Genomic DNA, 22,213 nt, shown 5'->3' with positions numbered 1-22,213 from the left:
TCCTCAAGGCATCGTCTCGTTGCTTGAAATCGCGGTTCATGAACCGACGCTCGACTAGGACTCCTGTAACGACCCGATCATCCACATCGAGCTGGGTGGCTGGGAAGCGGACATCGCGTTTTACGGATGCGACGAGACGACGCACGGCGGCTGTTCTGAACTGCAGTTCGCCGGCGGTGTGGTTTTTCCCGAAGACGCTGCCGCCGATGCAGCCGAGGAAGCTGCGACTGAAGTCTAAGCATTCCGTGCCATCAGGCCGCCATCGACAGGAATTACCGCGCCGGTGATGTAGCTGGCAGCTGGCAGCACCAGTGACAGGGTCATGTGGGCCACTTCCTCGGGGTCGCCGTAGCGTTTCAAGGCGGTGCGTCGCTTGGCAAAGATGATCTTGTGTTCGTCGGGCACGCCTTGCGTCATCGCCGTGCTGATCGGGCCGGGGCAGATACAGTTCACCGTGATTCCCTCCGGGCCGAGATCGACCGCGAGGCCGCGCGTTAATCCGGTCACCCCGGTCTTGGCCGCGACATAGGGAGTGTCGCCAGGGGTCGCGCCGAGGCCCTCGGTAGAGGCGATGTTCACGATGCGCGCGGCATCGCTCTTGCGAAGATAGGGCAGCGCCGCGCGGACCATGCGCTGGTGCGCGGTCAGCATTACTGCCAGCGCTCTTGCCCAGATTTCATCGTAGGCGTCACCCTGGTCGAGCGGGCAGAAGCTGGACACACCGGCATTGTTGACGAGGATGTCGATGCCTCCGAAATCCTCCGCCACCTGAATCACGACCCTGGCGATTGCTTCGGCATCGGCCACGTCGAGCGCATAGGGCAGCGCGTTCGTTCCGCATTCGCGAGCCACAGCCTGGCAGGCCGCGAAGTCGAGATCGGTCACGGCGACCCTGGCGCCTTCGGCTGCGAAGAGCTTCGCGGTCGCACGGCCCATGCCGCTCGCCGCGCCGGTGACGATGGCCACGCGGCCCGCAATCGAGCGCGAACGGTTATCTGCCTTGCTCATGAATTTCCCCTTCTTCAGGGGAGCCTTATCACCGGAACGGCGGTTCGTTGAAAGCGCGCAGTTTGCGGCTGTGCAAGCGGGGCCCTTCGTCACGCAAGAGACGGCAGGCGGTAACACCAATCTCGAGGTGGGCGGCAATCGCCTCCTCGTAGAACTTGTTCGCCTGGCCCGGCAGCTTGATTTCGCCATGGAGCGGCTTGTCGGATACGCACAGCAGTGTGCCATAGGGGACGCGGAAGCGATAACCCTGGCCGGCAATGGTGGCGCTTTCCATATCGACGCCAACCGCACGGCTCAGCGACATGCGATGGGCCGACTGCGTGTAACGAAGCTCCCAGTTGCGATCGTCGGTGGTGACGACAGTGCCCGTACGCATCCGCCTCTTGAGGTCGGCGCCATGCTCGCCTGAGACCATCTCCGCCGCCTTCGCCAGCGCCTGCTGGACCTCGGCGATGGCGGGAAGGGGGATTTCGGGCGGAAGTACCGGATCGAGCACATGATCGTCGCGCAGATAGGCATGGGCGAGCACGTAGTCGCCGATCTTCTGGCTTGGGCGCAGACCGCCGCAGTGTCCGATCATCAACCACGCCTCGGGCCGCAGGACAGCGAGGTGATCGCAGATGGTCTTGGCGTTGGACGGGCCGACGCCGATGTTGACCAGCGTGATGCCCTCATGGTCGGGGCCAACGAGGTGGTAGGCCGGCATCTGGTGCCGCCGCCATGCGGTGTCGGAGAGCTGCGCGCGCGCATTCTCGGTTTTCTCGGTCAGCAACAGTCCACCCGCGCCGGCCAGGGCGGTGTAACCGTTTGAGCCGAGTTGCGAGCCAGCCCAATCAACGAATTCATCGACATAGCGATGATAGTTCGTGAACAGGATGAAGCGTTGGAAGTGCTCGGGCGCGGTGCCGGTGTAGTGGGCGAGACGCGCCAGGCTGAAGTCGGTTCGTAGTCCGTCGAAGAGTGACAGCGGGATCGGATCGTCCACGCCGCCCAGGATGATGCCGTCGGCAAGTTCGTCGCCGATGTCAGCCAGCTCCGTTGAGGGGAAGTGCCGCGCGATGGCATTGGGGTCGACCCCAACCAGGACAGCGCTGGCCTCCCCGTCGAGCACATAGGGGAAAGGGATTTCCTGCTGCGAAGAGCCGACCTCGACCTCAACCTCGTAGTTCGAGGAGATCAGCTCGAGCTGCTCCTTGAGATAGTCGCGAAACAGCGCGGGGCGGGTAACTGTGGTGGTGTACAGCCCCGGCGCATTGAGTCGCCCGAAGGCGCGGTTGCGATCCTCTGGCTGGTCGCCGCCGCGAAAGCGCAGGCGCAGCTCAGGATAGGCGTAGCTGCCGTCGGCGCGCCGTTCGGGCGCGGGAAGGTCGCGCGTGCGACCGAAGGCAATGACATCCTCACGCAGCCGCTTGACGGCCGCGTCGTAGACTTTCTCGAGCCGGTCGAGAATGCGGTCGATAGATTCCATGGGCGTTTACTCCTGCCTCTTGTGTTTATCGGTTTTGTCCCATGCCACATGGCAGGGGTGTATTACAAAAGGGGCGCGACCCTTTCGGATCGCGCCCCTTTTTGTTGGCGTCAAGGTGGGCGGAAGCCTCAGGCTTCGTCCCCGCCTTCGAGCATGTCGGCGGGAATTTCGCCGGGCTCAAGCGTCGGGTCGACGGCTTCGGTGAAGCCCGAGCCGCCTTCGGCTGCCTTGTCGTCTTCGAACATCTGAGCCATCACGTCGACGCCCTGGCGCTGCAGTTCGGCTTCATCGTCCGAACGCGCCACGTTGGCCTTGATCGTGACCGAGACTTCCGGGTGCAAGTCGACGCGAACGTCGTGCATGCCCAGGGTCTTGATCGGGTGGCCCATGATGACCTGCTTCTTGTCGATGTCGTGGCCCTGTTCGGCCAGCGCAATCGCGATGTCGCGCACATTGACCGAGCCGTAAAGCTGGCCAGCGTTCGAGGAAGAGCGGATCAGGACGATCTCGACGCCGTCGACCTTCTCGCCAGCCTTCTCGGCGACAACGCGACGTTCGGCGTTTTCCTTTTCCAGGCGATCGCGGTTGGCTTCGAAGACCTTCTTGTTGGCTTCGTTGGCGCGAAGGGCCTTCTTCTGCGGGAGCAGGAAGTTGCGGGCGTAGCCGTCCTTGACGGTGACGACGTCACCGATGGTGCCGAGCTTCTCGATACGTTCGAGGAGGATGATATCCATGTGCCTTCTCCTCTTACTTCACGATGTAGGGCAGCAGGCCGATCTGGCGTGCGCGCTTGATCGCCTTGGCGAGCTCACGCTGCTTCTTGGCGCTGACGGCGGTGATGCGGCTGGGAACGATCTTGCCACGCTCGGACATGAAGCCCTGGAGCAGACGAACGTCCTTGTAGTCGATCACGGGTGCGTTCTTGCCCGAGAACGGGCAGGACTTGCGGCGGCGGAAAAACGGGCGGGCCATCAGTCGCGCTCCTCACGGGTTTCGCGACGCTTCTTGTCGCGTTCGTTCTTGCGCATCATGACCGACGGGCCGGTTTCATGTTCGTCGACGGCGATCGTCATATAACGGATCACGTCTTCGTTGATGCGGGTCTGGCGCTCGAGCTCGGCAACGACGGAGCCGGGGCCCTCGATGTTGAGCAGCACAAAGTGCGCTTTGCGGTTGCGGTCGATCTTGTAGGCGAGGTTCTTGAGGCCCCAGGTCTCGGTCTTGGTGACCTTGCCGTTATTCGCCTCGACAATCTCAGTAGCCTGCGCCGCCAAGGCGTCGACCTGAGCCTGACTCAGATCCTGGCGCGCAAGGAACACGTGCTCGTACAGAGCCATGTGCTTGTCCTTTCACTTCGGGCCGATCGCTGGCTGATCCGCGGGATTGCGGGGCCCCTCCGGCTTTCTTCGAATCCCTAGATTCCGGTGGGCCCGGAAGCGAGGGATGCGCGCACATAACGGGATTGACGGAGAATGCAAGGCTTGCGGCCGGGCATTAGGCAGGGCAGGGGCGCAGGGGGCCTTCATGCAAAGGAGACATGTGTGCCAGGTGGGTTGGTTGCACTGCTCGACGATGTGGCAGTGATTGCGCGTGCTGCGGCGGCCTCGGTCGACGACGTTGGCGTGGCCGCGAGCAAGGCGGGGTCAAAGGCCGCCGGGGTTGTGATCGACGACGCCGCGGTGACGCCGAATTATATTACCGGGTTCACGCCTGACCGTGAGCTACCCATCATTGCAAAGATCACGCGTGGGAGCTTGTTCAACAAGCTGGTGATCCTACTGCCCGCGGCGCTTCTCCTCAGTGCATTCCTACCCTGGTCGATCACCCCGCTGCTCATGCTCGGCGGCGCCTATCTCAGCTATGAGGGCGCCGAAAAGGTTATGGAGTGGCTGACCGGCGAGGAGCATGGCGAAACGCTCGAGGACCCGATCGAGGACATGGCGCTGTTCGAGAAACAGCGCGTTTCCGGTGCGATCCGTACCGACCTGATCCTTTCAGCGGAAATCATGGCGATCACGCTGTCGACCGTGGCCGACGAGACGCTGCTTGTCCGAGCCGGCGTGCTGGCGCTGGTCGGAGTGGCGATTACAGTATGCATCTATGGCGCGGTCGCGCTGATCGTGAAGATGGACGATATCGGCCTGCACCTTGCCGAGCGTGAGCGGGAATCGACCAGGCGCTTCGGGCGCTGGCTGGTCAATGCGATGCCCAAGGTGTTGACGGTGCTCTCGACCGTTGGAACGGTGGCGATGTTGTGGGTCGGCGGCGGCATCATCCTGCACGGTTTGGAAGAGCTCGGCCTTCATGGCCCGGCCGAACTCGCGCATGGCATCCAGCATGCGGTCGAACTTGCCACCGGAGCCCTGAGCGGTGTGCTGGGATGGCTTACCTATGCCGCGCTCTCAGCGGGTGTCGGGCTGGTGCTGGGCTACGCGATCGCGGTGCTGCTGCACAAGGTGCTGAAGATTGGGGCGAGTCACTGACATGGCGGAGCGGCCGACCCTCTACACCTGTGCCCGATCGCGGGGTTTCCGGGCGACCTGGGCGGCGGAGGAGGCCGGGGTCGACATCGATCTCAGGATGCTGCCGTTCCCACCGCGTTTCCTTGCACCCGAATACCTCGAGCTCAATCCGCTCGGCACCGTGCCGCTGCTAATCGAAGGCGATGTGCGCATGACCGAGAGTTGCGCGATCGCCCATTATCTCGCGACGAAGGACGGCTATACCGACCTGGCGATTGCGGCTGGCGAGGCGGACTATGCGGCCTATTGCGATTTCACCTACCACGCCGATGCGACGATCACCTTCCCGCAGACGGTCTATATGCGCTTCGTCCTGTTCGAGAAGGACAAGGGGCTGCAGGAAGCGGGTGAAGCCTACGCCAAGTGGTTCTGGAAGCGGTTGGTGAAGCTTGAACAGCGCTTGGAAAGCCGCGAGTTCCTGTGCGCCGACCGCTTTACCGTGGCCGATATTTGCTGCGGTTACGCGCTAGTGCTCGCCGAAAGCGTCGGGCTCGACGAAGGCGTGCCCGAAAACCTGAAGGCCTATCGTGAGCGCCTGAGGGCGAGGGATGGGTTCAGGCGTGCGTGGGAACGTGAGGCCGCAGGACCGGCCGCGATCTAGGAAAGACGCCGCAGCAGGCCCTTGGCGAATTCGCTGAGCGTGTCGTCGCGTGCGCCCATGACCACTATCCGGTCTCCCGGTTGCGCGCGCTCGGCGATAAAGGCGGCGACATCATCGCGAGCCGGGATGTACTCGGCGCGCCCCCCTGCCTGTTCGATCAGCCCGACGATCCGCTCGCTACCGACGCTTCGATCGACCGTTCCGCCGAAATAGACCGGATCGCACAGGATCGTGAGGTCGTCGGGGCCCAGTTCGCGCGCGAAGGTTTCCGCCAGCTCGTCGCCCATCTGGTGCAATGGCCCATATCCGTGGGGCTGGAAGAACGCGATGACCCGCCCGGGATGGGATTTGAGCGTGCGCAGGGTCGCAGCGCATTTTTCCGGATTGTGGCCGAAATCGTCGATTACCGTGATGCCGGACGATGTCGTCCCGACGATATCGAAACGACGTGCCAGCCCTGCGAAGCTTCCCAATGCCTCAACCGCCCTCGCCACCGGGATCCCCGCGGCCGCGGCACCTGCAATCGCAGCGAGCGCGTTCGAAAGGTTGTGGCGCCCGGGCAGGTTGAGGCGCAGGGCGTGTTCCGATCCGTCATGGCGGTCGATCACCATCGCCGCCTGCCGTACCGGCCCTTCGGCGATCGTTCCGGGGAGGATTCCGATCTGCGCCTTCTCCTGCTCGATGCCGAAGGTGATTACCTCCTTCGCATGCGGCAACAGTGCCAATGCTTCGGGGTCGTCGGCATTGATCACCGAGATGCGGCTGCGCGCCAGGTAATCAGCGAAGAGCTGGCGCAATTCTTCCATGCTCTTGTGGTCGAGGCTGACGTTGAGCAGCACACCCACCGCCGGGCGGTAGAGCGCGATCGAGCCATCGCTTTCGTCGACTTCGCTGACATAGATCGCCCGTCCGCCGATCACCGCGCTGGCGTAGGGGCGTTCGGGCGAGACGAAATTCTTCATCACCGCGCCGTTCATGATCGTGGGATCGCGGCCGACGGCATGAAGAATCCAGCCGAGCATTCCGGTGACGGTCGACTTGCCGCTGGTGCCTGCGACGGCGAGGCCCGCGCCACTGGTGTTGAACAGGATCGAGTTGAGCTCGGCGCGCGAGAGGCGCAGGCAATCGAGCGCATTGGCGCGCTGGATTTCGGGCACGGTGTCTTCGATCGCCGCGCTCGCCACCAACACCTGGTCCGGCGAGATTATGCCACTGCCATCTTGCGGGTGCAGCACGAACCCCTGACTTTCCATTGCGGCGAATTTTTCCGGGGTGCGACCCTGGTCGTGGCTACGGTCGGATCCTTCGACTTTCGCCCCGCGGCCCAGCACGATCTGGGCTAGGGGCAGCATTCCCGAACCACCGATACCGCAGAAGAAGAACGGGCGCGTGAAAAGCTCTTCGGGGGTGGGCATATCCGTCATGCCGGAGCAGCTATTGAGTTGTGCCCGCCAACACAAGCGCGCTAGCAGGGCACATGGTCAGAATTGCGATCTGCGCCCCGGGAAAGCCGCTCAAGCGCGAAAGGGCCGAAGCCGTCAAGGCGCTGGCGGCTGCGCGCAGCGATGTCGAGGTACAGTTCCACGATCAGTGCTTCCTCGAAGAGGGGCATTTTGCCGGGAATGACGCGACGCGGCTCGCAGCCTTGCTCGACTGCGCCAACGATCCCGGCTTCGACGCGGTGTGGTTCGCCATGGGTGGCTATGGTTCGAACCGCATTGCCGCACAGGCCGTGGCTGCGATGAACCCAGTCGCGCGGGCCAAGTCTTACCTTGGCTATTCCGATACCGGTTTCCTGCTCGGTGCGCTGTATCGCCACGGCATCGGGCGCGTGGCCCACGGACCGCTTGCCGGCGATATCCGACGAGAGGGCGGTGCCGAAACGATCGGCCGTGCGCTCGACTGGCTTGGCGGCAGCAACATTGGCCTCGAACCACACCTCGACGAACGGCCCGCAGTCGCGTTCAACCTCACCACGCTGGCGATGCTGGTGGGAACCGAGCTTGCGCCCGACCTCACCGGGCACGTCGTGATGGTCGAGGAAGTGGCAGAGCATCTCTATGCCATGGATCGCCTGTTCTTCCACATTACCCAGCACCTTGCCGGGATTGCCGGTCTGCGGCTCGGACGGATTAGCGAAGTGCCTGAAAACGATCGCCCCTTCGGCTCCGACGAGATCGCCATTGCGCAGGATTGGTGCCGACGCAGCGGCATTCCCTATCTCGGTCGCGCCGATATCGGGCATGACGCTGCCAACAGGATTGTCCCCTTCGGGCTTGAGGCCCGCGCGCCCCGCTCCTAAGCGCGCCACCTTGAGGAGATTCACATGACTGCATTCATCTTCCCCGGTCAGGGCAGCCAGAAGGTCGGCATGGGTGTCGAGCTTGCCGCCGCCAGCGCGCATGCACGCGAGGTGTTCCAGGAAGTCGACGAGGCGCTGGAGCAGAGCCTTTCCGGCCTGATGAAGGATGGGCCGGAAGACGAGCTGACGATGACTGCCAATGCGCAGCCCGCGATCATGGCCAATTCGGTCGCGACCGCGCGCGTGCTCGAGAAGGAGTTTGGTATCGTCCTTGCCAGCGCCGCGGATTGCGTCGCGGGCCACTCGCTGGGCGAATATAGCGCACTATGCGCTGCGGGCGCCTTTTCGCTGGCCGATGCGGCCCGCCTGCTGCGGCTGCGCGGCATGGCGATGCAGGACGCGGTACCAGTCGGAGTCGGCGCGATGGCTGCGCTCCTTGGCGCGGATATCGAGAAGGCTACCGCGCTCGCCGAAGCCGCCGCACAGGGCCAGGTCTGCGAAGTCGCCAATGACAATGATCCCACGCAGGTCGTTATCTCCGGCCATGCAGAGGCGATCGACCGCGCGATCGAGCTGGCTAAGGAGCATGGCATCAAGCGCGGCATCAAGCTGCCCGTTTCGGCCCCGTTCCATTGCTCGCTGATGGAACCGGCCGCGCGGCGCATGGAAGAAGCGCTTGCCGCGACCCCGCCACACGCATTCACTGTTCCCCTGTTCGCCAACGTCACTGCCGCGCGCGTGACCGACCCGGCGGAAGAACAACGCCTGCTGGTCGAGCAGGTGACCGGCCGCGTCCGCTGGCGCGAAAGCGTGCTTGCCATGCGCGCTGCGGGCATCGAGCGTTTCGTCGAGCTGGGTGGCAAGGTGCTCGGCCCGATGGTTGGCCGGATCGACAAGGACGCGCAGGCAACCAGCCTGATCACAATGGAAGACCTCGAGAATTTCGCGAAGGAGAACGGGTGATGTTCAGCCTCGAAGGAAAGACCGCCCTCGTTACCGGCGCCAGCGGCGGAATCGGCTCGTCGATCGCCTATGCCTTGGCGAAACAGGGCGCGCGCCTTGCCTTGTCGGGATCCAACGCGGCGAAGCTGCGCTCATTCCGCGAGCAGTTGAACGATGAGTTCGGGCATGATCATGTCGAGATTACCTGCGACCTGTCGAACACGACCCAGGTCGAAGAGCTGATCCCTGCTACGGTCGACACGTTCGGCAAGATCGACATCCTCGTAAACAATGCCGGCATCACACGCGACAACCTCGCCATGCGGATGAAGGACGAGGAATGGGATCAGGTGATTCGCATCAATCTGGAGGCGAGCTTTCGCCTGATGCGCGCAGCCGCCCGCCCGATGATGAAGGCGCGCCATGGGCGCATCATCTCGATCACCAGCGTGGTCGGGGCGACGGGTAATCCGGGACAGATGAACTACACGGCCGCCAAGGCAGGCCTCACCGGCATGTCGAAGAGCCTGGCGCAGGAACTCGCCAGTCGCGGGATCACGGTCAACTGCGTGGCGCCGGGCTTCATCCGTACCGCGATGACCGAAGCGCTGACCGACGACCAGAAGGCGGCGATCAACGCGCGCATTCCGATGGGCCGGATGGGCGAGGGCGACGAGATTGGCGCTGCGGTAGCCTACCTCGCCAGCGACGAGGCGGCCTATGTCACCGGCCAGACGCTGCACGTGAACGGTGGCATGGCGATGATCTCGTAGGAGGCTTGGGGTTCCGGCTATACTGTCCGCTTACGCCCAGAGTTATTGGCGCTCTGAACGGCCACTATTGGGTGGCAAGCTGCTATTCGACCTCGGCTACGTTGATAGCGTGATCGAAGGCCCAATCGGTGCAGATGATCTCTTTGCTGGTGTCGCATCCAACATCTTCGATGGTTCCTCTAAAGCAAGCGGATCGCTGATTGAGCGATTTTTGGAGGATGAGCGGGGCGGTCACCTCGGTCGCCAAGATGCTGAGCCCCCAAGATTTGTTGTATGAGGAATAAATGTTTGAAGTGCCGCTCAATCGGCCACAAATGTATACCTCTTGCCCCACAAAACGTGCCGGGTCTGCGAAGACTGAAGGCTGCTGTTCAGCGGCTAGCGTCGCACAACCGGTCGTCGTGTTGATAGCAAGAAGCGCCGAGATTACTTTGCTCAATCCCATCCTCTGGAGATGCCACAACTTCGCCGAGTCTGCTATCGGGTCGTGAGCCGACAGTCCGGTTCTCAGCGCAAAATCGCGCACGCGGGCCCTCATTCGATCCTCGCAGTGTCCAAGTCTGCCTCGCCGCCATTTATCCCCAAGGAATCCCGCGCCCTGCGCCTTGAACCTTGAAGGGGATGGCAGCCCCGCTAGGGTGGATATCCGTATTCCGGCGCTCAGGGGGCGATTCCGGCCCCTTCCGCGCCTACTAGGGACGAAAGAAGGACCATGAAGGCCACCATCGAACGCGCAAACCTGCTGCGCTGTCTCTCCCACGTCCAGTCGGTGGTCGAGCGCCGCAATACCATCCCGATCCTGTCGAACGTGCTGATCGAGGCTGATGGCGACAGCTCGCTCAAGGTCATGGCGACCGACCTCGACCTGCAGGTGGTCGAGCATATGGACGCCAATGTCGAAAGCCCGGGTTCGATCACCGTGTCGGCACACCTGCTGTTCGATATCGCCCGCAAGCTGCCCGAAGGGAGCCAGGTCAGCCTCGAGACTGCAGACAACCGCATGGCGGTGAAGGCCGGGCGCAGCCGCTTCTCTTTGCCCACGCTGCCTCGCGATGACTTCCCGGTGATCGTGGAGGGTGACCTGCCGACCAGTTTCGAAGTGCCCGCCCGAACCTTGGCCGATCTGATCGACCGCACGCGCTTTGCGATCTCGACCGAAGAAACGCGGTATTATCTCAACGGTATCTTCCTCCACGTTTCGGATGAGGATCAGCCGGTGCTGAAGGCGGCGGCGACCGACGGTCACCGTCTCGCTCGCTTCACCCTGCCGCGCCCTGCCGGGGCAGAAGGCATGCCCGATGTCATCGTGCCGCGCAAAGCCGTGGCCGAATTGCGCAAGCTGCTTGAGGAAGCGATGGACGGCAATGTCCAGATCGACCTTTCGGCTAGCAAGATTCGCTTCACGCTGGGCGGCGAAGGCGGGGTGGTGCTGACCAGCAAGCTGATTGACGGTACCTTCCCCGACTACTCGCGCGTGATCCCGACCGGCAACGACAAGCTGCTCAAGGTCGACCCGAAGAGCTTCTTCGAAGGTGTCGACCGCGTCGCGACCATTGCGACCGAGAAGACCCGCGCGGTGAAGATGGGCCTCGATACCGACAAGGTGACGCTGACCGTTACCTCCCCCGACAATGGCGTGGCTTCGGAAGAACTGTCCGCGGAATACCGCTCGGAAGGGTTCGAGATCGGCTTCAACGCCGGCTATCTCAAGGATATCCTCAACCAGATCGATAGCGATACGGTCGAGATCCACCTTGCCGATGCCGGTGCGCCGACCCTGATCCGCAAGGATGAGAATGCGCCCGCGCTCTACGTACTGATGCCGATGCGGGTGTAGTTGGTTCTCGGGGCCTGCCTGTCAGGCCGCGAGCATTCCAGCGACCATGAAGCCGAGGTAGGTTCCTATCGCGTTGCCCAGGGCACCCACCAGGATGCCCGGGAGCAGCAGGTCCTCGCGCCGGTTGACTTCGGCGATGACGAAGGCGGTCGTGGCCCCGCCGATATTGGTAACCGATGCCATGGCCAGGAGCACCGGGTCGGCCCTGCGCCACCATCCCCATGCCAGCAGCACGGCAATGTGGACGAGGAACACCACGCCCACAAAGGTGAACAGTAGCATGCCCAGCGATTGGGCACGCATCAGCGCGGCAAGATCTGCACTCGCACCGACGCAGGCGAGGAACAGCAGCATGCCCCATACGCCGATCGGCTGAGCGAGCCGCAACCGGTCCACGCCGGGGATATGGGCCGCAATCAGTGCCAGGGTGGTCAGGATGAGGATCGAGGGCAGGGGTAGGCCCAGTTCCGCCAATTCAGCTGCCAACGCATCCGACACGAAGACCGCCACTGCAGCCAGCGCGAGGGGCAGTGCCACACCTAACGAGTCGATCCGGGCTTTCTCTTCGCTAACCGCCCCGTCTGCATCGGTCGCGGCATATTCGCGCGTTTCGAACCTGCTGAAGCGCGACAGCAGCAACGGCATTGCCAGCAAGAGCATCAGCCAGATGTTGGTCATAACGTTGTCGACCACTAAGGCGGTCACGAACTCGGTGCCCTGGCCGAACACGCCATAGGCCAAGGCGATCGCGTTGAAGTTCGCGCCGCCGCCCGTGTAGGTTCCCGTGTACATGCCGGCAAAGGGGGCCGCGAGCGGGCCGAGCACATCGCGCATGGGGAGCAGCTGGAAGGCCAGCACCACGCCCACCATGACCCCGACCGCCCCGACCAGGAAGGTCGCCACCATCATGCCCCCGGCACGGCGCAGCGCGGGCAGGTTTACGTCGAGCAGGACCAGGAAGATCGACGCGGGCGTGACGATCGCGAAGATCTGGTCGTAGATCGGGCCGCCATTGGCCGCCTTCGGAATCAGGCTGATGTTGGCGAGCAGGGCGCCAAGCAGGATTACCAGGCTCGCCGCACCCATTTTCCTGGCCATGCCCTTGCGCCCCAGCCAGTCGGCCAAAGCCACGGATGCGAGAAGGGTGACGAGCAGCGCCCACGGCGATGAGATCAAGGCTTCCCCCATACGATGAGCCTATGGGTCCGCTTGGCCAAACGCCAATGAATTCATGCAAACTCCTCGCCAGCTATGATCGATATCGCTAACCTCAGTTGCAAAGGAGAACCAAGATGCAGCAAGTCCATGTCGACAAGGCGAAACTCACCGAAGCGCAGGTGGTAGAGCTCGATGCTGGACCGCTTGCCGCCGGAGCGGCAAGGCTTGCCATCGAAAGCTTCTCGGTCACCGCCAACAATGTGACCTATGCGGTGGTCGGCGACGGCTTCGGTTACTGGAACTTCTTCCCCGCGCCAGAGGGCAAGGGGATCGTGCCGATGTGGGGCCATGCGCGCGTGGTCGAAAGCAATTGTCCGGAGCTGGCAGTGGGCGAGCGCGTCTATGGCTACCTCCCGATGGCCAGCCATCTCGACGTCGTCCCAGGCAAAATCTCACCCGGCGGCTTCGTCGACACGGCCGAGCACCGCCAGCCGATGAGCCCGATCTACAACCAGTATTCACGATTGGCAGCAGATCCGGAGCACGATCCCGCCCGTGAAGGCGAGCGGATGATCTTCGGCCCGCTGTTCAAGACGGGCTTCCTGATTGAGTACTTCATGCGCTCGGAAGGTTGGTTCGGAGCGGGCCAGCTGGTGATCACCAGCGCCTCATCGAAGACGGCCATGGGTCTCGCCAGCGTGGCCAAGCGCCGCTCACCGGACGTGCGCAGGATCGGGCTGACCTCAGCCGGCAATGTCGCCTTCGTCGAGGCGAGCGGGCTCTACGACACAGTGTTGTCCTACGATGCGGTTGGTGAACTGCCGCAGGCCGATAGCGTATCGGTCGACTTCGCGGGCAATTCCAACCTGTTGCGCGAAATCCATGAACGCTTGGGCGGTGCGCTGAAATATTCTTGCCTGGTCGGTGCAACGCACGTCGATGCGCGCGGCATGGGGGCGGGGGACCTGCCCGGACCCACGCCAACCCTGTTCTTCGCACCCGATCACGCGGTGGCGCTCTTCAAGGAAGTCGGGCCGCAAGAAGCCGGCAAGCAGATGGCGGAAAGCTGGCGCGGTTTCCTTGAAGATGCGGGTAGCTCGGTCGCGATCGAGCGCCACGCGGGCCTCGATGCCGCGCGTGCGATCTTCGTCGAAATGGTCGCCGGATCGATCGACCCGGCCCGTGGGATCGTGATCGAACCCTGATTCTGCCCGTCAGAGCGCCGGTCGGCGGTCGAACCAGGGCTGGGCCGTCTCGAGCTGGGTGGCGAGCTGAAGCAAGAGCGCTTCTTCGCCGACCCGGCCGACGAATTGCGTCCCCATCGGCAATCCTTCCGGCGTCCACCACAGCGGCACGTTGATCGCAGGCTGGCCGGTGGCGTTCTGGATGGCGGTGAAGGGCACATAGTCGGTCATCGCGCCGAAGCCCGCTTCCACGTCTTCGCTGTCGAGCACGAATGTTCCGTTCGCCGGAGGCGGTGTCCCGAGGGTCGGGGTCAGCCAGACGTCATAGTCCGCATGCCAGCCTGCGACGGCCCGCCCGATTTGCTGCAACTGGAAGATCGCGCCCCATAGCTGCGGCGCGGAGGTCGCCTGGCCGATGGCATAGAGGCCGCGGGTCAGGCCTTCGAGATTGTCCGGCCCGGGCTTCTGTCCGGTGAGCGCACAGATCCCGTCGATCTGCATTGCGACGCCGCTGGCCCAGATCGCGATGAAGGCTTCGAACATGTCTTCGTTGGTGATCGGCGGTGAGGCTTCCTCGACCTGGTGACCCAGATCCGCACATAGCTTCGCGGCGTGTTCGACTGCCGCGACGGCTTGCGGATCGAGCGCCGCGCCGCCACCGGGCCGGGTGCGGGCGAAGCCGATACGCAGCTTGGGGCAGGGTTCCGCAGCGGCGCTTTGCCAGTTTGCGGGTCCGGGGGGAGCGAAATAGGGATCTCCCGGTTCCGCACCGGCGGTGACATCGAGCATGGCTGCGGTGTCGCGCACGCTGCGGCTCACCACATGTTCCGCCACAAGCCCGCCCATCACGTCGCCGAGCATCGGTCCCAACGGATTGCGCGCACGCGTCGGCTTGAGGCCGACGAGGCCATTGCAGCTCGCCGGGATACGGATCGAGCCACCACCGTCATTGGCGTGCGCAACCGGCACCATCCCGCTCGCGACTGCCGCGCCCGAGCCGCCCGATGACCCACCCGTCGAGTGGTTCGGGTTCCAGGGATTGCCTGCGGGGCCGTAGAGCTTGCTTTCGGTCGTCGCCACCAGCCCGAATTCGGGAACATTGGTCTTGCCCAGCGGGACCAGGCCGCCTGCGAGGAAGCGTTGCACCAATGTGGCCGTGAATGGCATCGGCACGGGTGGCGAGATGTGCGAGCCGTTGCGCGTAGGCCATCCTTCCAGATCGCCAAGGATGTCCTTGAGCAGGAAGGGCACACCCCTGAACGGACCATCGGGAAGGGGACCGCGGGCACGCTCGCGGGCACCTTCGTAATCGGTGAAGACTACCGCATTCAGACGCGGATTGAGCTCCTCTATCCGCTCGATTGCGGTATCGACGAGCTCAAGCGGGGTAACCTCGCCCTTGGCGACGAGCCCGGCCAGGCCAAGCGCATCGAACCGATCATACTCGGCAAAACCCATGTCCGGTCCTTCCTGTCAGATTTCTACGGCGATCTTGCCGAAGTGTCCGCCGCTCTCCTGATGGCGGAAGGCGTCGGCCAGATGCTCCAGCCCGAAAGTGTCCGAAATCACCGGCCGGATGTCGTTCGCTTCGATGCCCGCGATCATGTCGAGCTGCTGCTTGCGGCTGCCCACTGTGAGGCCCTGGACACGCAGGTTCTTGGCCATCAGCAGCGCAGTCTGGACCGGCCCGGCAAAGCCCGCCAGCACCCCGATCAAGGCAATGTGGCCGCCGACGCGCGTTGCCATCATTGACTGGTCGAGCGTCCCCGCACCGCCGATTTCGACCACGCAGTCGACCCCAACGCCAGCGGTCAATGCCAGGACCTTTGCGCCCCAGGCGGTTTCTTCCTTATAGTTGATCAGGTGATCGGCGCCCATGTCCCGGAGGCGCTCCAGCTTGGCACCGCTGGAGCTGGTGGCGATGACGGTTGCACCCGCAGCCTTGGCGAACTGTAGGGCAAAGATCGAGACACCACCGGTTCCCTGCACCAGCACGGTGTCGCCTGGCTTGATCGCATTGTCGACGAACAGTGCCCGCCATGCCGTGAGGCCTGCGCAGGTCAGGGTCGCTGCCTCGGCATGGCTGTAGCCCTTGGGCGCGCGGGTGAACCACGTGGTCGGTGCCGTGATTGTCTCACGTGCATAGCCATCAATCCCGTCGCCCGGCACGCGGGTGAATGCAGTCCGCGGCGGTGTGCCATCGAGCCAGTCGGGAAAGAAGGTGCTGACCACCCCGTCACCGACTGCGTATTCGGTGACATCGGGGCCGATCGCCACCACCTCGCCCGCGCCGTCCGACATGGGAATGCGTCCAAGTGCGGACGGGATCATTCCCTTGACCACCGCATAGTCGTGGAAGTTCAGCGAGCTCGCCTTGAGCGCAACCTTGATCTGTCCCGGTCCGGGTGCGGCCGGGTCGTCCAGGTCGACATATTCGAGGGCATCCAGCGAAGCGGGGCTAGCCCCGATGCGGATAGCCTTCATTCTGCGGCCTCCGCCATTTCGACGCGCTGCGGCCCTCGGATTAGGCCGCCGGGCGTGGCTCCGGTCCACTCCCCGTCGCGGAAGGTCACCGTGCCGTTCTTGATCGTGGCGACGTAACCCTCGGCCTTCTGCAGCAACCGCTTGCCGCCTGCAGGCAGGTCGAAGGCCAGCCACGGCTTGCCCAGCTTGAGGCGGTCCATGTCGATGATGTTAAGATCGGCGAGGTATCCGGGGGCCAGCACGCCGCGATCTTCCAGTCCGTAAAGGCGCGCGGTGTCGGAACATTGGCGCTTGATCGCATTCTCCAACGTGATGGTGCCACGCTGGCGATCACGGACCCAGTGCTGGAGCATGAAGGTCGGTGAAGCGGCGTCACAGATGGTGCCGCAATGTGCGCCGCCATCGGACAGTGAATTGACCGTGTCGTCCGACTGCTGGAGATCCATCAGGAAGTCGAGGTTGCCGTCTGCGTAATTGAGGATCGGCAGGTAGATGAAGCCCTTGCCCTCATCACGGCAGAGCAGGTCATAGGCATATTCGTCGCCCGAGACGCCAGCTTTTGCCGCACGCGCGAGGATGCTCTCCTCGGCGGTCGGCTCATAGTTGAAATCAGGGTCCATTTCGAACTGCATGCCCCAGCCGCCGCAGACGACCATGATCAGGCCGATAATGTCCTGATTGACCTCGCTGAGATCGTTCTGCTCGGACAGGAGCTGGGCCTTGAACGCGGGATCGAGCAGCTTGGCGCGCTGCTCTTCCCACGGCAGGCCTTCGATCGCCTGCCAGCTCGGGCGGAAGCGGAAGGGGTGCACGGTACCCTGCCATGCCATGACGATGCCGTTGCCGCGCAGGGCAATCTGGGCGACAATGTTGGCGCCATTGTCATTCTCGGCGCGCATGCAGGCGATCTGCTCGTCGAGCGGCATTTCCTTGGCGATCGACTGGAGCGCGGCGAAGGTGACGGGCAGCCCGGTTTCGCGGCTCATCTTGCCCATCCAGCCGAACTCGTCCCAGTCGCGCATCATGTCGCTGGCCATTTCGAACACGCCGTGACCGGCGCGGCCCATGGCGCGGCCGATGGCGACAAGCTCTTCTGCCGTCGCGGTAGTGCCGGGCACGACTTCACCGTCGATATCGCGGTGGAGCACAGTGCGTGACGTGGAGAAACCAAGCGCGCCGGCGCGCACGCCTTCCTCGACGATGTCGGACATCTTGGCGATGTCCTCTTCGGTGGGGATGGCACCGGGCTGCTCGCGATCACCCAACACATAGGCGCGCACCGCGCCGTGCGGGACATGGGTGCCCACGTCGATGCTGCGCGGCAGGCGTTCGAGTTCGTCGAGATATTCGGGGAAGGTCTCCCAATTCCACGACAGGCCTTCGGCAAGGGCAGTGCCGGGAATATCCTCGACCCCTTCCATCAGCCCGATAAGCCATTCGTGCTTGTCCTTGGCGGCAGGCGCGAAGCCGACACCGCAGTTGCCCATCACCACCGTCGTCACGCCGTGCCAGCTCGATGGGGCCATTTCCTGGTCCCAGGTCGCCTGGCCGTCATAGTGCGTGTGGACGTCCACGAAACCGGGGGTGACGAGCTTGCCGCCAGCATCGATCTCTTCCGCTGCGTCGCCACGAACTTCGCCGACCTGCACGATCAGGCCATCACGGATGGCGACGTCGCCGGTGAAGCGTGGGGCGCCGGTGCCATCCACGATGGTGCCATTGCGGATTATCAGATCGAATGCGGGCATGGTGCGGGGTCTCCTCTCTCTTGAGAAGAAGGTTTCACATAAGGACCGATGAGTCCAGTGCCCTTTAGGCAGTGCGTGGGTTGCTTGCGCTTTTCGGCATGCGCACTGTCAGCAACGTCACCAGGCCGATCGTGAAGAGGATTGAGATAGACGCCATGCCGACGCGCTGGCTGGTAAACCACAGAGTGAAGCGTTCTACCAGCAACGGACCCATCCACACCGTAATCGTCCCGGCGATGGCGAAGAGCCCGAAGAACTCGCCGCTGCGGCCTGGTGGGGCCAAGGCGACAAGCATGGTGCGGCTCGACGAAATGCTGGCGGTGGCGGTGATGGCGATGATGCTGATCAAGCCAAGGTAGGTCAGATCCGAGAGGGTCTTGAAAACCAGTCCATCCCACACCTGCGAATTGAGGACCAGGCCGAAGAACAGGCTTTCACGGGTAATGCTGAGCTGGACGACGAGGGTTGCGACCATGGCGATGATCTCAATCGCCAAGGCACGCTTTACGCCGACCTTGTGTTCCAGCCAGCCACCGAAAATGCCGCCGCCGAAGGCGCAGGCGCTCGCGAAGATCGCGTAGCACAGCATTTCGAGGAAGCCCCAGTTGAGGAACAGCGCGACATAGACGGCGCCCAATGCCAGCAACGCGGCCATGGCGTCGGCATAGAACATGCGTGCGAGCAGGAACTTCATCAGCTCGCGATAATGGGATGCCTCGCGCAGGGTCTTGAGCACGCTGCGAGCCCCATCGCCCACTGCCTTGCGCCAGCTCGCGCCCGGAACGCCGGGATCCTTTGCGTTAAGGAAGAAGGGGATGGAGAAGAGCGCGAGCCAGACCGCACAGATCGGGCCGGCGATGCGCATGTGTTCGAATTTTGCGATGTCGAACCCGAAACGCGGGGTGGCGAAGGGCCAGCCGACCATCGAAGGGAGGACAAAAAGCAGTACTAGCCCGATGAAGATCAGCGTTGCAGCCAAATTGCCCAGACCAAGCCCCAGGCCTGAAATCATCGCGAGCCGGTTCGGCGCTCCGGCCACGCTCAGCATCGCATTATGGGTCACCTCGGAATAGGTGTAGCTGACATAGGCAATCACCAGCAGCGCCATGACCATCGGGATCGGCAAGCCTTCGCCGCCCGGCATCGCGAACCACAGCATTGCGGAGCAAATGGTGATCGACAGCAGCGTGATAAACAGCAGCGGCTTGAGCCGTCCGCCGCGGTCGAGTGCCGCGCCAAGGAAGGGGGCGGTCAGCGCGGCGATAAAACCCGCCCATTTGGTAACCGAAGCGATGGTCGCCTGGCCTTGGGCATTGGCGGTCGCACGCGCCTTCTCCGGATCGAGATGATCGAGCGTCCCGCCTGCAAGAAGATCGGCCCCAATGATATCCCGCGCGAAATAGGGCGCAAAAATATAGATGACGATGAGGATGTAGTACGGATTGCGCGCCCATTCGAACACCGCCCAGGCGAAGCCCGTTCGGCTCAATGCGCCGCCTTCGCCATATGCTTGTCGCGAAGGGGGGGCAGCGAGAATATTCGGGTCCATGGTCTTGCTGTTCCTGCTAGATGGACCCGAGGCCTTGCCCTCAGGCAGCTCGCGCCAGCTCCGCGTCGGTGGCCGGCGCATCGAGGAATTTCCTCAGCGATGCGATTGCTTCGTCCGCATGGGTCAAAAGGAATAGGTGCCCGCCCCCGCGGAAGACCTCGAGCTGTGCATTGGGAATGGCGGAAGCCAGGATACGGCCATTGATCAGCGGCACGATCTGATCTTCATCGCCCATCATCACCAGCGTCTCCTTGCCGAGGAACGGCAGGGCGGGCAGGCTGGTCCAGCCCAGCATGGCCAGAATCTGGTAGAAATAGCCGCGTGGACTGGGTGGCTTAAGCCGGCCGATGTGGCTGTCCTTCTGGTGCTCGGCACCGTCGCGATCAATCCCGCCATAGAGCGTCTGGAAATGCTCGTTCATAAAATTGGGATCGATGTAGCGCCGCGGGTTGGCCATCTTGGTCAGCGCCGCCGGATTGCCCGGGACCATCAGCATGCCGGCGGTCGTCGCCACGAGCACGAGCCGGCGGGTGGCTTTGGGATACTGGAGCGCGAAGTGCTGGGCCATCGCACCGCCCCAGGACACGCCCATGACGTCGACGTCCTCAAGGCCCAGCTGCTCGAGTATCTGCTTGGCAGCCCAGCTCATTGTAAAGGGGTTATAGGGCACCGTCGGGTCGGGGCTCTCGCCGGTCCCGGGCATGTCGAACATGACGAAGCCACGTTCCGGCAGTTGCTCCGCCAGCGGGGCAACCGCCTCGATATTAGCGCCGATACCGTTGAAGAACAGGATTGGCGGATGGTCCGACTGTTCGTCCAGGCGCCACGTGGCGACACGCAATGTGCGTCCGCCTGCCTCCATCATCTGGATGGTCGCGGTCAGTTCGGACTGGTCTCGTTTACTCACGCGGTGGCTCCTTGGCCGGAAATGCTCAGCAAGGCTCCATAACGTAGAGACCCGGGGCTGGGTCCAGCGGGGGATAGGCCTTGTTCCCCAGTTTCGCAGGCGCTGCCTTTTTCCCACCTGAACGGGCCTGGACCCATTCCATCCAGTATGGCCACCAGCTGCCGGCCATTTCCTCGGTGCCCTTGAGCCATTCGTCGGCGGTTTCGGGCAGCTTCTTCTTGGCGTCGGACTGGATGTAGTACTTGGCCTTGGGGTTCCCCGGCGGGTTGAGGATCGCCTGCATATGACCCGACTGGCTGAGGACATAGGTAATGTCCTTCGACCCAAACAGCCGCGTCGAGCGGTAGGTCGCCTTCCACGGCGTGATATGATCGGTCACCCCGCCAAGGATGAACAGGTCGCTGGTAACCTTGCTGAGGTCGATCTTGTGGTCGACCATCTCCACCTCGCCCTTCCTGGTGAAGGCGAGAGTTTCGAAGATCGTCAGGAAGTCGCCCATCAATGCGGCTGAAAGGTTGGTCGCATCGGCATTCCAGAACAGCACGTCGAAGGCGGGCGGATCCTGGCCAAGCAGGTAGTTGTTGATGACGTAGTTCCAGATCAGGTCATTGGGCCGCAGCCAGGCAAAGCCACGCGCGAGGTCATCGCCCTTGATGATGCCCTTCTTCGCCGCGCGCCGACGCGCCAGCGCAAGGCCATTGTCGGAAATCAGCGATCCGGCTTCGATATCGTTCTGCTTGGGGTGGAGCACGCATACCATCAGCGTCAGCGTACCGAGCAGGTCGTCCCCGTCCGCAGCCAGCTTGCTTGCCAGCATCGTCGCCGTCTGGCCGCCCGAACATCCGGCCGAGACGTTGACCTTCTTCGAGCCGGTGATCTTGCTGACCGCCTCCATCGCCTCGCGGCAGGAGTTGACGTAGTCGGTCATGTCCCAGTGACCCTGGTCCTTGCTGGGGTTCTTCCAGCTGATGACGAAGGTCTGGATGCCGTTGTCGAGCTGGTACTTCACCACCGACTTCTCTGGGCTGAGGTCGTTGATGTACATCTTGTTGATCTGCGGCGGGATGGTCAGCTGCGGGATTTCATACACTTCGTCGGTGGTCGGCGCATAGTGTATCAGCTCCATCATGTCGGTGCGCAGCACGACCGAGCCCTTGGAGGTGGCGACGTTTTCGCCCAACTTGAAGGGCTTCTTGTCGACCTGGCTAACCATGCCCTTGTTGTGGACCATGTCGTCATAGGCGTTCTTGAGGCCTTTGATCAGGCTGAGTCCGCCGCTGGTGATGGCCATCTTCTGCGCCGCCGGATTGCCGACCAGCGTATTGGTGGGCGCGATGCCGTCGATGATGATGTTCGAGATGAACCTTGCCCGATCCTTCTCGAGTTCGTCGAGTTCGAGATCCTCCAGCCAGCGAGCGGCGCCCTTCTGTACCGCGAGGTAGTACTGCATCCCGGCACGCATGAAGGGGTTGTATTGCCACGCCGGGTCCTGGAAGCGCTTGTCCTTGGGGTTTGGCGCCAACTCGCTCTTCCCGGTCATGATCTTGATCATGTCCTCGCCCATCGCCTGCCCGTGTTTCATCAAGCGCTGCGGGTCCGAGGCGGTTTCGCGCAGCATGACCGCGACGGCACCGAAGATATCCTCTCGCGTCAGGCCGACAAGCGGACCGAGCGCACTGGTGGACTGGGCGGCTTCGTCTGCGAGCTTGGTCATCGGTTGGGTATCCTTC

Annotated in this window: 21 protein-coding genes; 7 read left to right on the top strand and 14 right to left on the bottom strand. The window is 63.2% G+C overall.

Going from position 1 to position 22,213, the window contains the following annotated elements:
• Nucleotides 1-234 precede the first annotated feature (234 nt).
• The 5 genes from HQR01_RS10705 to rpsF form a co-directional block, all read right to left on the bottom strand.
• Nucleotides 235-1,008: an SDR family NAD(P)-dependent oxidoreductase gene (locus HQR01_RS10705; RefSeq protein WP_173214859.1), complete on the bottom strand. Its 774-nt coding sequence runs from the start codon at nucleotides 1,006-1,008 to the stop codon at nucleotides 235-237.
• Between the two features lie 28 nt (nucleotides 1,009-1,036).
• Nucleotides 1,037-2,476 (bottom strand): AMP nucleosidase, encoded by a 1,440-nt coding sequence (locus HQR01_RS10700; RefSeq protein ID WP_173214858.1) that lies wholly within the window; start codon nucleotides 2,474-2,476, stop codon nucleotides 1,037-1,039.
• 128 nt (nucleotides 2,477-2,604) lie between these two features.
• Nucleotides 2,605-3,210 (bottom strand): 50S ribosomal protein L9, encoded by a 606-nt coding sequence (rplI, locus tag HQR01_RS10695; RefSeq protein WP_173214857.1) that lies wholly within the window; start codon nucleotides 3,208-3,210, stop codon nucleotides 2,605-2,607.
• Nucleotides 3,211-3,223: 13 nt separating this feature from the next.
• Nucleotides 3,224-3,448: a 30S ribosomal protein S18 gene (gene rpsR / locus HQR01_RS10690; RefSeq protein ID WP_173214856.1), complete on the bottom strand. Its 225-nt coding sequence runs from the start codon at nucleotides 3,446-3,448 to the stop codon at nucleotides 3,224-3,226.
• Nucleotides 3,448-3,813, bottom strand: a complete 366-nt coding sequence (rpsF, locus tag HQR01_RS10685) for a 30S ribosomal protein S6 (protein WP_173214855.1) — start codon at nucleotides 3,811-3,813, stop codon at nucleotides 3,448-3,450. The genes rpsR and rpsF overlap by 1 nt, the downstream gene beginning before the upstream one ends.
• A 204-nt stretch (nucleotides 3,814-4,017) precedes the next feature.
• Between rpsF and HQR01_RS10680 the strand changes: the two genes are divergently transcribed.
• Both HQR01_RS10680 and HQR01_RS10675 read left to right on the top strand, forming a co-directional pair.
• Entirely contained in the window at nucleotides 4,018-4,959 is a 942-nt protein-coding gene (locus HQR01_RS10680; RefSeq protein ID WP_173214854.1) for a DUF808 domain-containing protein, read from the top strand.
• Nucleotides 4,943-5,599: a glutathione S-transferase family protein gene (locus tag HQR01_RS10675; RefSeq protein WP_325064500.1), complete on the top strand. Its 657-nt coding sequence runs from the start codon at nucleotides 4,943-4,945 to the stop codon at nucleotides 5,597-5,599. The genes HQR01_RS10680 and HQR01_RS10675 overlap by 17 nt, the downstream gene beginning before the upstream one ends.
• On the opposite strand, the gene HQR01_RS10670 is transcribed toward HQR01_RS10675, so the two are convergent.
• On the bottom strand, nucleotides 5,596-7,023 hold the full coding sequence (locus HQR01_RS10670) for a glutamate ligase domain-containing protein (RefSeq protein WP_173214853.1): 1,428 nt from the start codon (nucleotides 7,021-7,023) through the stop codon (nucleotides 5,596-5,598). The two genes, HQR01_RS10675 and HQR01_RS10670, sit on opposite strands and share 4 nt — an antisense overlap.
• Before the next feature lie 53 nt (nucleotides 7,024-7,076).
• On the opposite strand from HQR01_RS10670, the gene HQR01_RS10665 reads away from it, so the two are divergent.
• The 3 genes from HQR01_RS10665 to fabG are packed head-to-tail and all read left to right on the top strand — an operon-like array spanning nucleotide 7,077 to nucleotide 9,616.
• Entirely contained in the window at nucleotides 7,077-7,901 is an 825-nt protein-coding gene (locus tag HQR01_RS10665; RefSeq protein WP_173214852.1) for an LD-carboxypeptidase, read from the top strand.
• Nucleotides 7,902-7,925: 24 nt separating this feature from the next.
• Nucleotides 7,926-8,864: an ACP S-malonyltransferase gene (gene fabD, locus HQR01_RS10660; RefSeq protein WP_173214851.1), complete on the top strand. Its 939-nt coding sequence runs from the start codon at nucleotides 7,926-7,928 to the stop codon at nucleotides 8,862-8,864.
• Nucleotides 8,864-9,616 carry a 3-oxoacyl-ACP reductase FabG gene (gene fabG / locus HQR01_RS10655; RefSeq protein WP_173214850.1) on the top strand — a complete coding sequence of 251 codons (753 nt, stop codon included), beginning with the start codon at nucleotides 8,864-8,866 and terminating at the stop codon, nucleotides 9,614-9,616. The genes fabD and fabG overlap by 1 nt, the downstream gene beginning before the upstream one ends.
• An 82-nt stretch (nucleotides 9,617-9,698) precedes the next feature.
• Here the strand turns inward: fabG and HQR01_RS10650 are convergent, their stop codons facing one another.
• Nucleotides 9,699-10,055, bottom strand: a complete 357-nt coding sequence (locus tag HQR01_RS10650) for a hypothetical protein (protein ID WP_173214849.1) — start codon at nucleotides 10,053-10,055, stop codon at nucleotides 9,699-9,701.
• 273 nt (nucleotides 10,056-10,328) lie between these two features.
• On the opposite strand from HQR01_RS10650, the gene dnaN reads away from it, so the two are divergent.
• Nucleotides 10,329-11,453: a DNA polymerase III subunit beta gene (gene dnaN, locus HQR01_RS10645; protein WP_173214848.1), complete on the top strand. Its 1,125-nt coding sequence runs from the start codon at nucleotides 10,329-10,331 to the stop codon at nucleotides 11,451-11,453.
• Between the two features lie 21 nt (nucleotides 11,454-11,474).
• On the opposite strand, the gene HQR01_RS10640 is transcribed toward dnaN, so the two are convergent.
• A complete protein-coding gene (locus tag HQR01_RS10640; protein WP_173214847.1) occupies nucleotides 11,475-12,629 on the bottom strand; it encodes a DUF819 family protein in 1,155 nt (384 codons plus the stop codon).
• A 116-nt stretch (nucleotides 12,630-12,745) separates the two neighbouring features.
• On the opposite strand from HQR01_RS10640, the gene HQR01_RS10635 reads away from it, so the two are divergent.
• The gene (locus HQR01_RS10635; RefSeq protein ID WP_173214846.1) at nucleotides 12,746-13,816 is read left to right on the top strand and encodes a DUF2855 family protein; all 1,071 of its coding nucleotides are present in this window, start codon (nucleotides 12,746-12,748) and stop codon (nucleotides 13,814-13,816) included.
• A gap of 9 nt (nucleotides 13,817-13,825) precedes the next feature.
• On the opposite strand, the gene HQR01_RS10630 is transcribed toward HQR01_RS10635, so the two are convergent.
• The 6 genes from HQR01_RS10630 to HQR01_RS10605 all read right to left on the bottom strand — a co-directional run bounded on the left by HQR01_RS10630 (nucleotide 13,826) and on the right by HQR01_RS10605 (nucleotide 22,197).
• Nucleotides 13,826-15,253, bottom strand: coding sequence for an amidase (locus HQR01_RS10630; RefSeq protein ID WP_173214845.1), 1,428 nt, complete (start codon nucleotides 15,251-15,253; stop codon nucleotides 13,826-13,828).
• A gap of 15 nt (nucleotides 15,254-15,268) precedes the next feature.
• Complete coding sequence (locus HQR01_RS10625; protein ID WP_173214844.1) at nucleotides 15,269-16,279, bottom strand: zinc-dependent alcohol dehydrogenase family protein; 1,011 nt, start codon at nucleotides 16,277-16,279, stop codon at nucleotides 15,269-15,271.
• Entirely contained in the window at nucleotides 16,276-18,027 is a 1,752-nt protein-coding gene (locus tag HQR01_RS10620) for an N-acyl-D-amino-acid deacylase family protein (RefSeq protein ID WP_173214843.1), read from the bottom strand. Before HQR01_RS10620 ends, HQR01_RS10625 begins: the two co-directional genes overlap by 4 nt.
• A 64-nt stretch (nucleotides 18,028-18,091) precedes the next feature.
• Nucleotides 18,092-19,516, bottom strand: a complete 1,425-nt coding sequence (locus HQR01_RS10615; RefSeq protein WP_234030136.1) for an MFS transporter — start codon at nucleotides 19,514-19,516, stop codon at nucleotides 18,092-18,094.
• A 100-nt stretch (nucleotides 19,517-19,616) separates the two neighbouring features.
• Nucleotides 19,617-20,441 (bottom strand): alpha/beta fold hydrolase, encoded by an 825-nt coding sequence (locus HQR01_RS10610; RefSeq protein WP_173216335.1) that lies wholly within the window; start codon nucleotides 20,439-20,441, stop codon nucleotides 19,617-19,619.
• Between the two features lie 67 nt (nucleotides 20,442-20,508).
• Complete coding sequence (locus HQR01_RS10605; RefSeq protein ID WP_173214842.1) at nucleotides 20,509-22,197, bottom strand: PHA/PHB synthase family protein; 1,689 nt, start codon at nucleotides 22,195-22,197, stop codon at nucleotides 20,509-20,511.
• Between the last annotated feature and the right edge of the window lie 16 nt (nucleotides 22,198-22,213).

This window comes from Erythrobacter mangrovi, from assembly GCF_013260645.1.
Classification (GTDB): domain Bacteria; phylum Pseudomonadota; class Alphaproteobacteria; order Sphingomonadales; family Sphingomonadaceae; genus Qipengyuania; species Qipengyuania mangrovi.
This window is presented reverse-complemented; position numbering and strand designations above follow the sequence as displayed.

Coding starts and splice junctions, on each gene's coding strand:
- HQR01_RS10705 (WP_173214859.1), bottom strand. CDS start 1,008: ATGAGCAAGGCAGATAACCGTTCGCGCTCGATTGCGGGCCGCGTGGCC.
- rpsR (WP_173214856.1), bottom strand. CDS start 3,448: ATGGCCCGCCCGTTTTTCCGCCGCCGCAAGTCCTGCCCGTTCTCGGGC.
- HQR01_RS10620 (WP_173214843.1), bottom strand. CDS start 18,027: ATGCCCGCATTCGATCTGATAATCCGCAATGGCACCATCGTGGATGGC.
- rpsF (WP_173214855.1), bottom strand. CDS start 3,813: ATGGCTCTGTACGAGCACGTGTTCCTTGCGCGCCAGGATCTGAGTCAG.
- HQR01_RS10630 (WP_173214845.1), bottom strand. CDS start 15,253: ATGGGTTTTGCCGAGTATGATCGGTTCGATGCGCTTGGCCTGGCCGGG.
- HQR01_RS10670 (WP_173214853.1), bottom strand. CDS start 7,023: ATGACGGATATGCCCACCCCCGAAGAGCTTTTCACGCGCCCGTTCTTC.
- HQR01_RS10700 (WP_173214858.1), bottom strand. CDS start 2,476: ATGGAATCTATCGACCGCATTCTCGACCGGCTCGAGAAAGTCTACGAC.
- HQR01_RS10665 (WP_173214852.1), top strand. CDS start 7,077: ATGGTCAGAATTGCGATCTGCGCCCCGGGAAAGCCGCTCAAGCGCGAA.
- rplI (WP_173214857.1), bottom strand. CDS start 3,210: ATGGATATCATCCTCCTCGAACGTATCGAGAAGCTCGGCACCATCGGT.
- HQR01_RS10635 (WP_173214846.1), top strand. CDS start 12,746: ATGCAGCAAGTCCATGTCGACAAGGCGAAACTCACCGAAGCGCAGGTG.
- HQR01_RS10625 (WP_173214844.1), bottom strand. CDS start 16,279: ATGAAGGCTATCCGCATCGGGGCTAGCCCCGCTTCGCTGGATGCCCTC.
- HQR01_RS10610 (WP_173216335.1), bottom strand. CDS start 20,441: ATGATGGAGGCAGGCGGACGCACATTGCGTGTCGCCACGTGGCGCCTG.
- dnaN (WP_173214848.1), top strand. CDS start 10,329: ATGAAGGCCACCATCGAACGCGCAAACCTGCTGCGCTGTCTCTCCCAC.
- HQR01_RS10605 (WP_173214842.1), bottom strand. CDS start 22,197: ATGACCAAGCTCGCAGACGAAGCCGCCCAGTCCACCAGTGCGCTCGGT.
- fabG (WP_173214850.1), top strand. CDS start 8,864: ATGTTCAGCCTCGAAGGAAAGACCGCCCTCGTTACCGGCGCCAGCGGC.
- fabD (WP_173214851.1), top strand. CDS start 7,926: ATGACTGCATTCATCTTCCCCGGTCAGGGCAGCCAGAAGGTCGGCATG.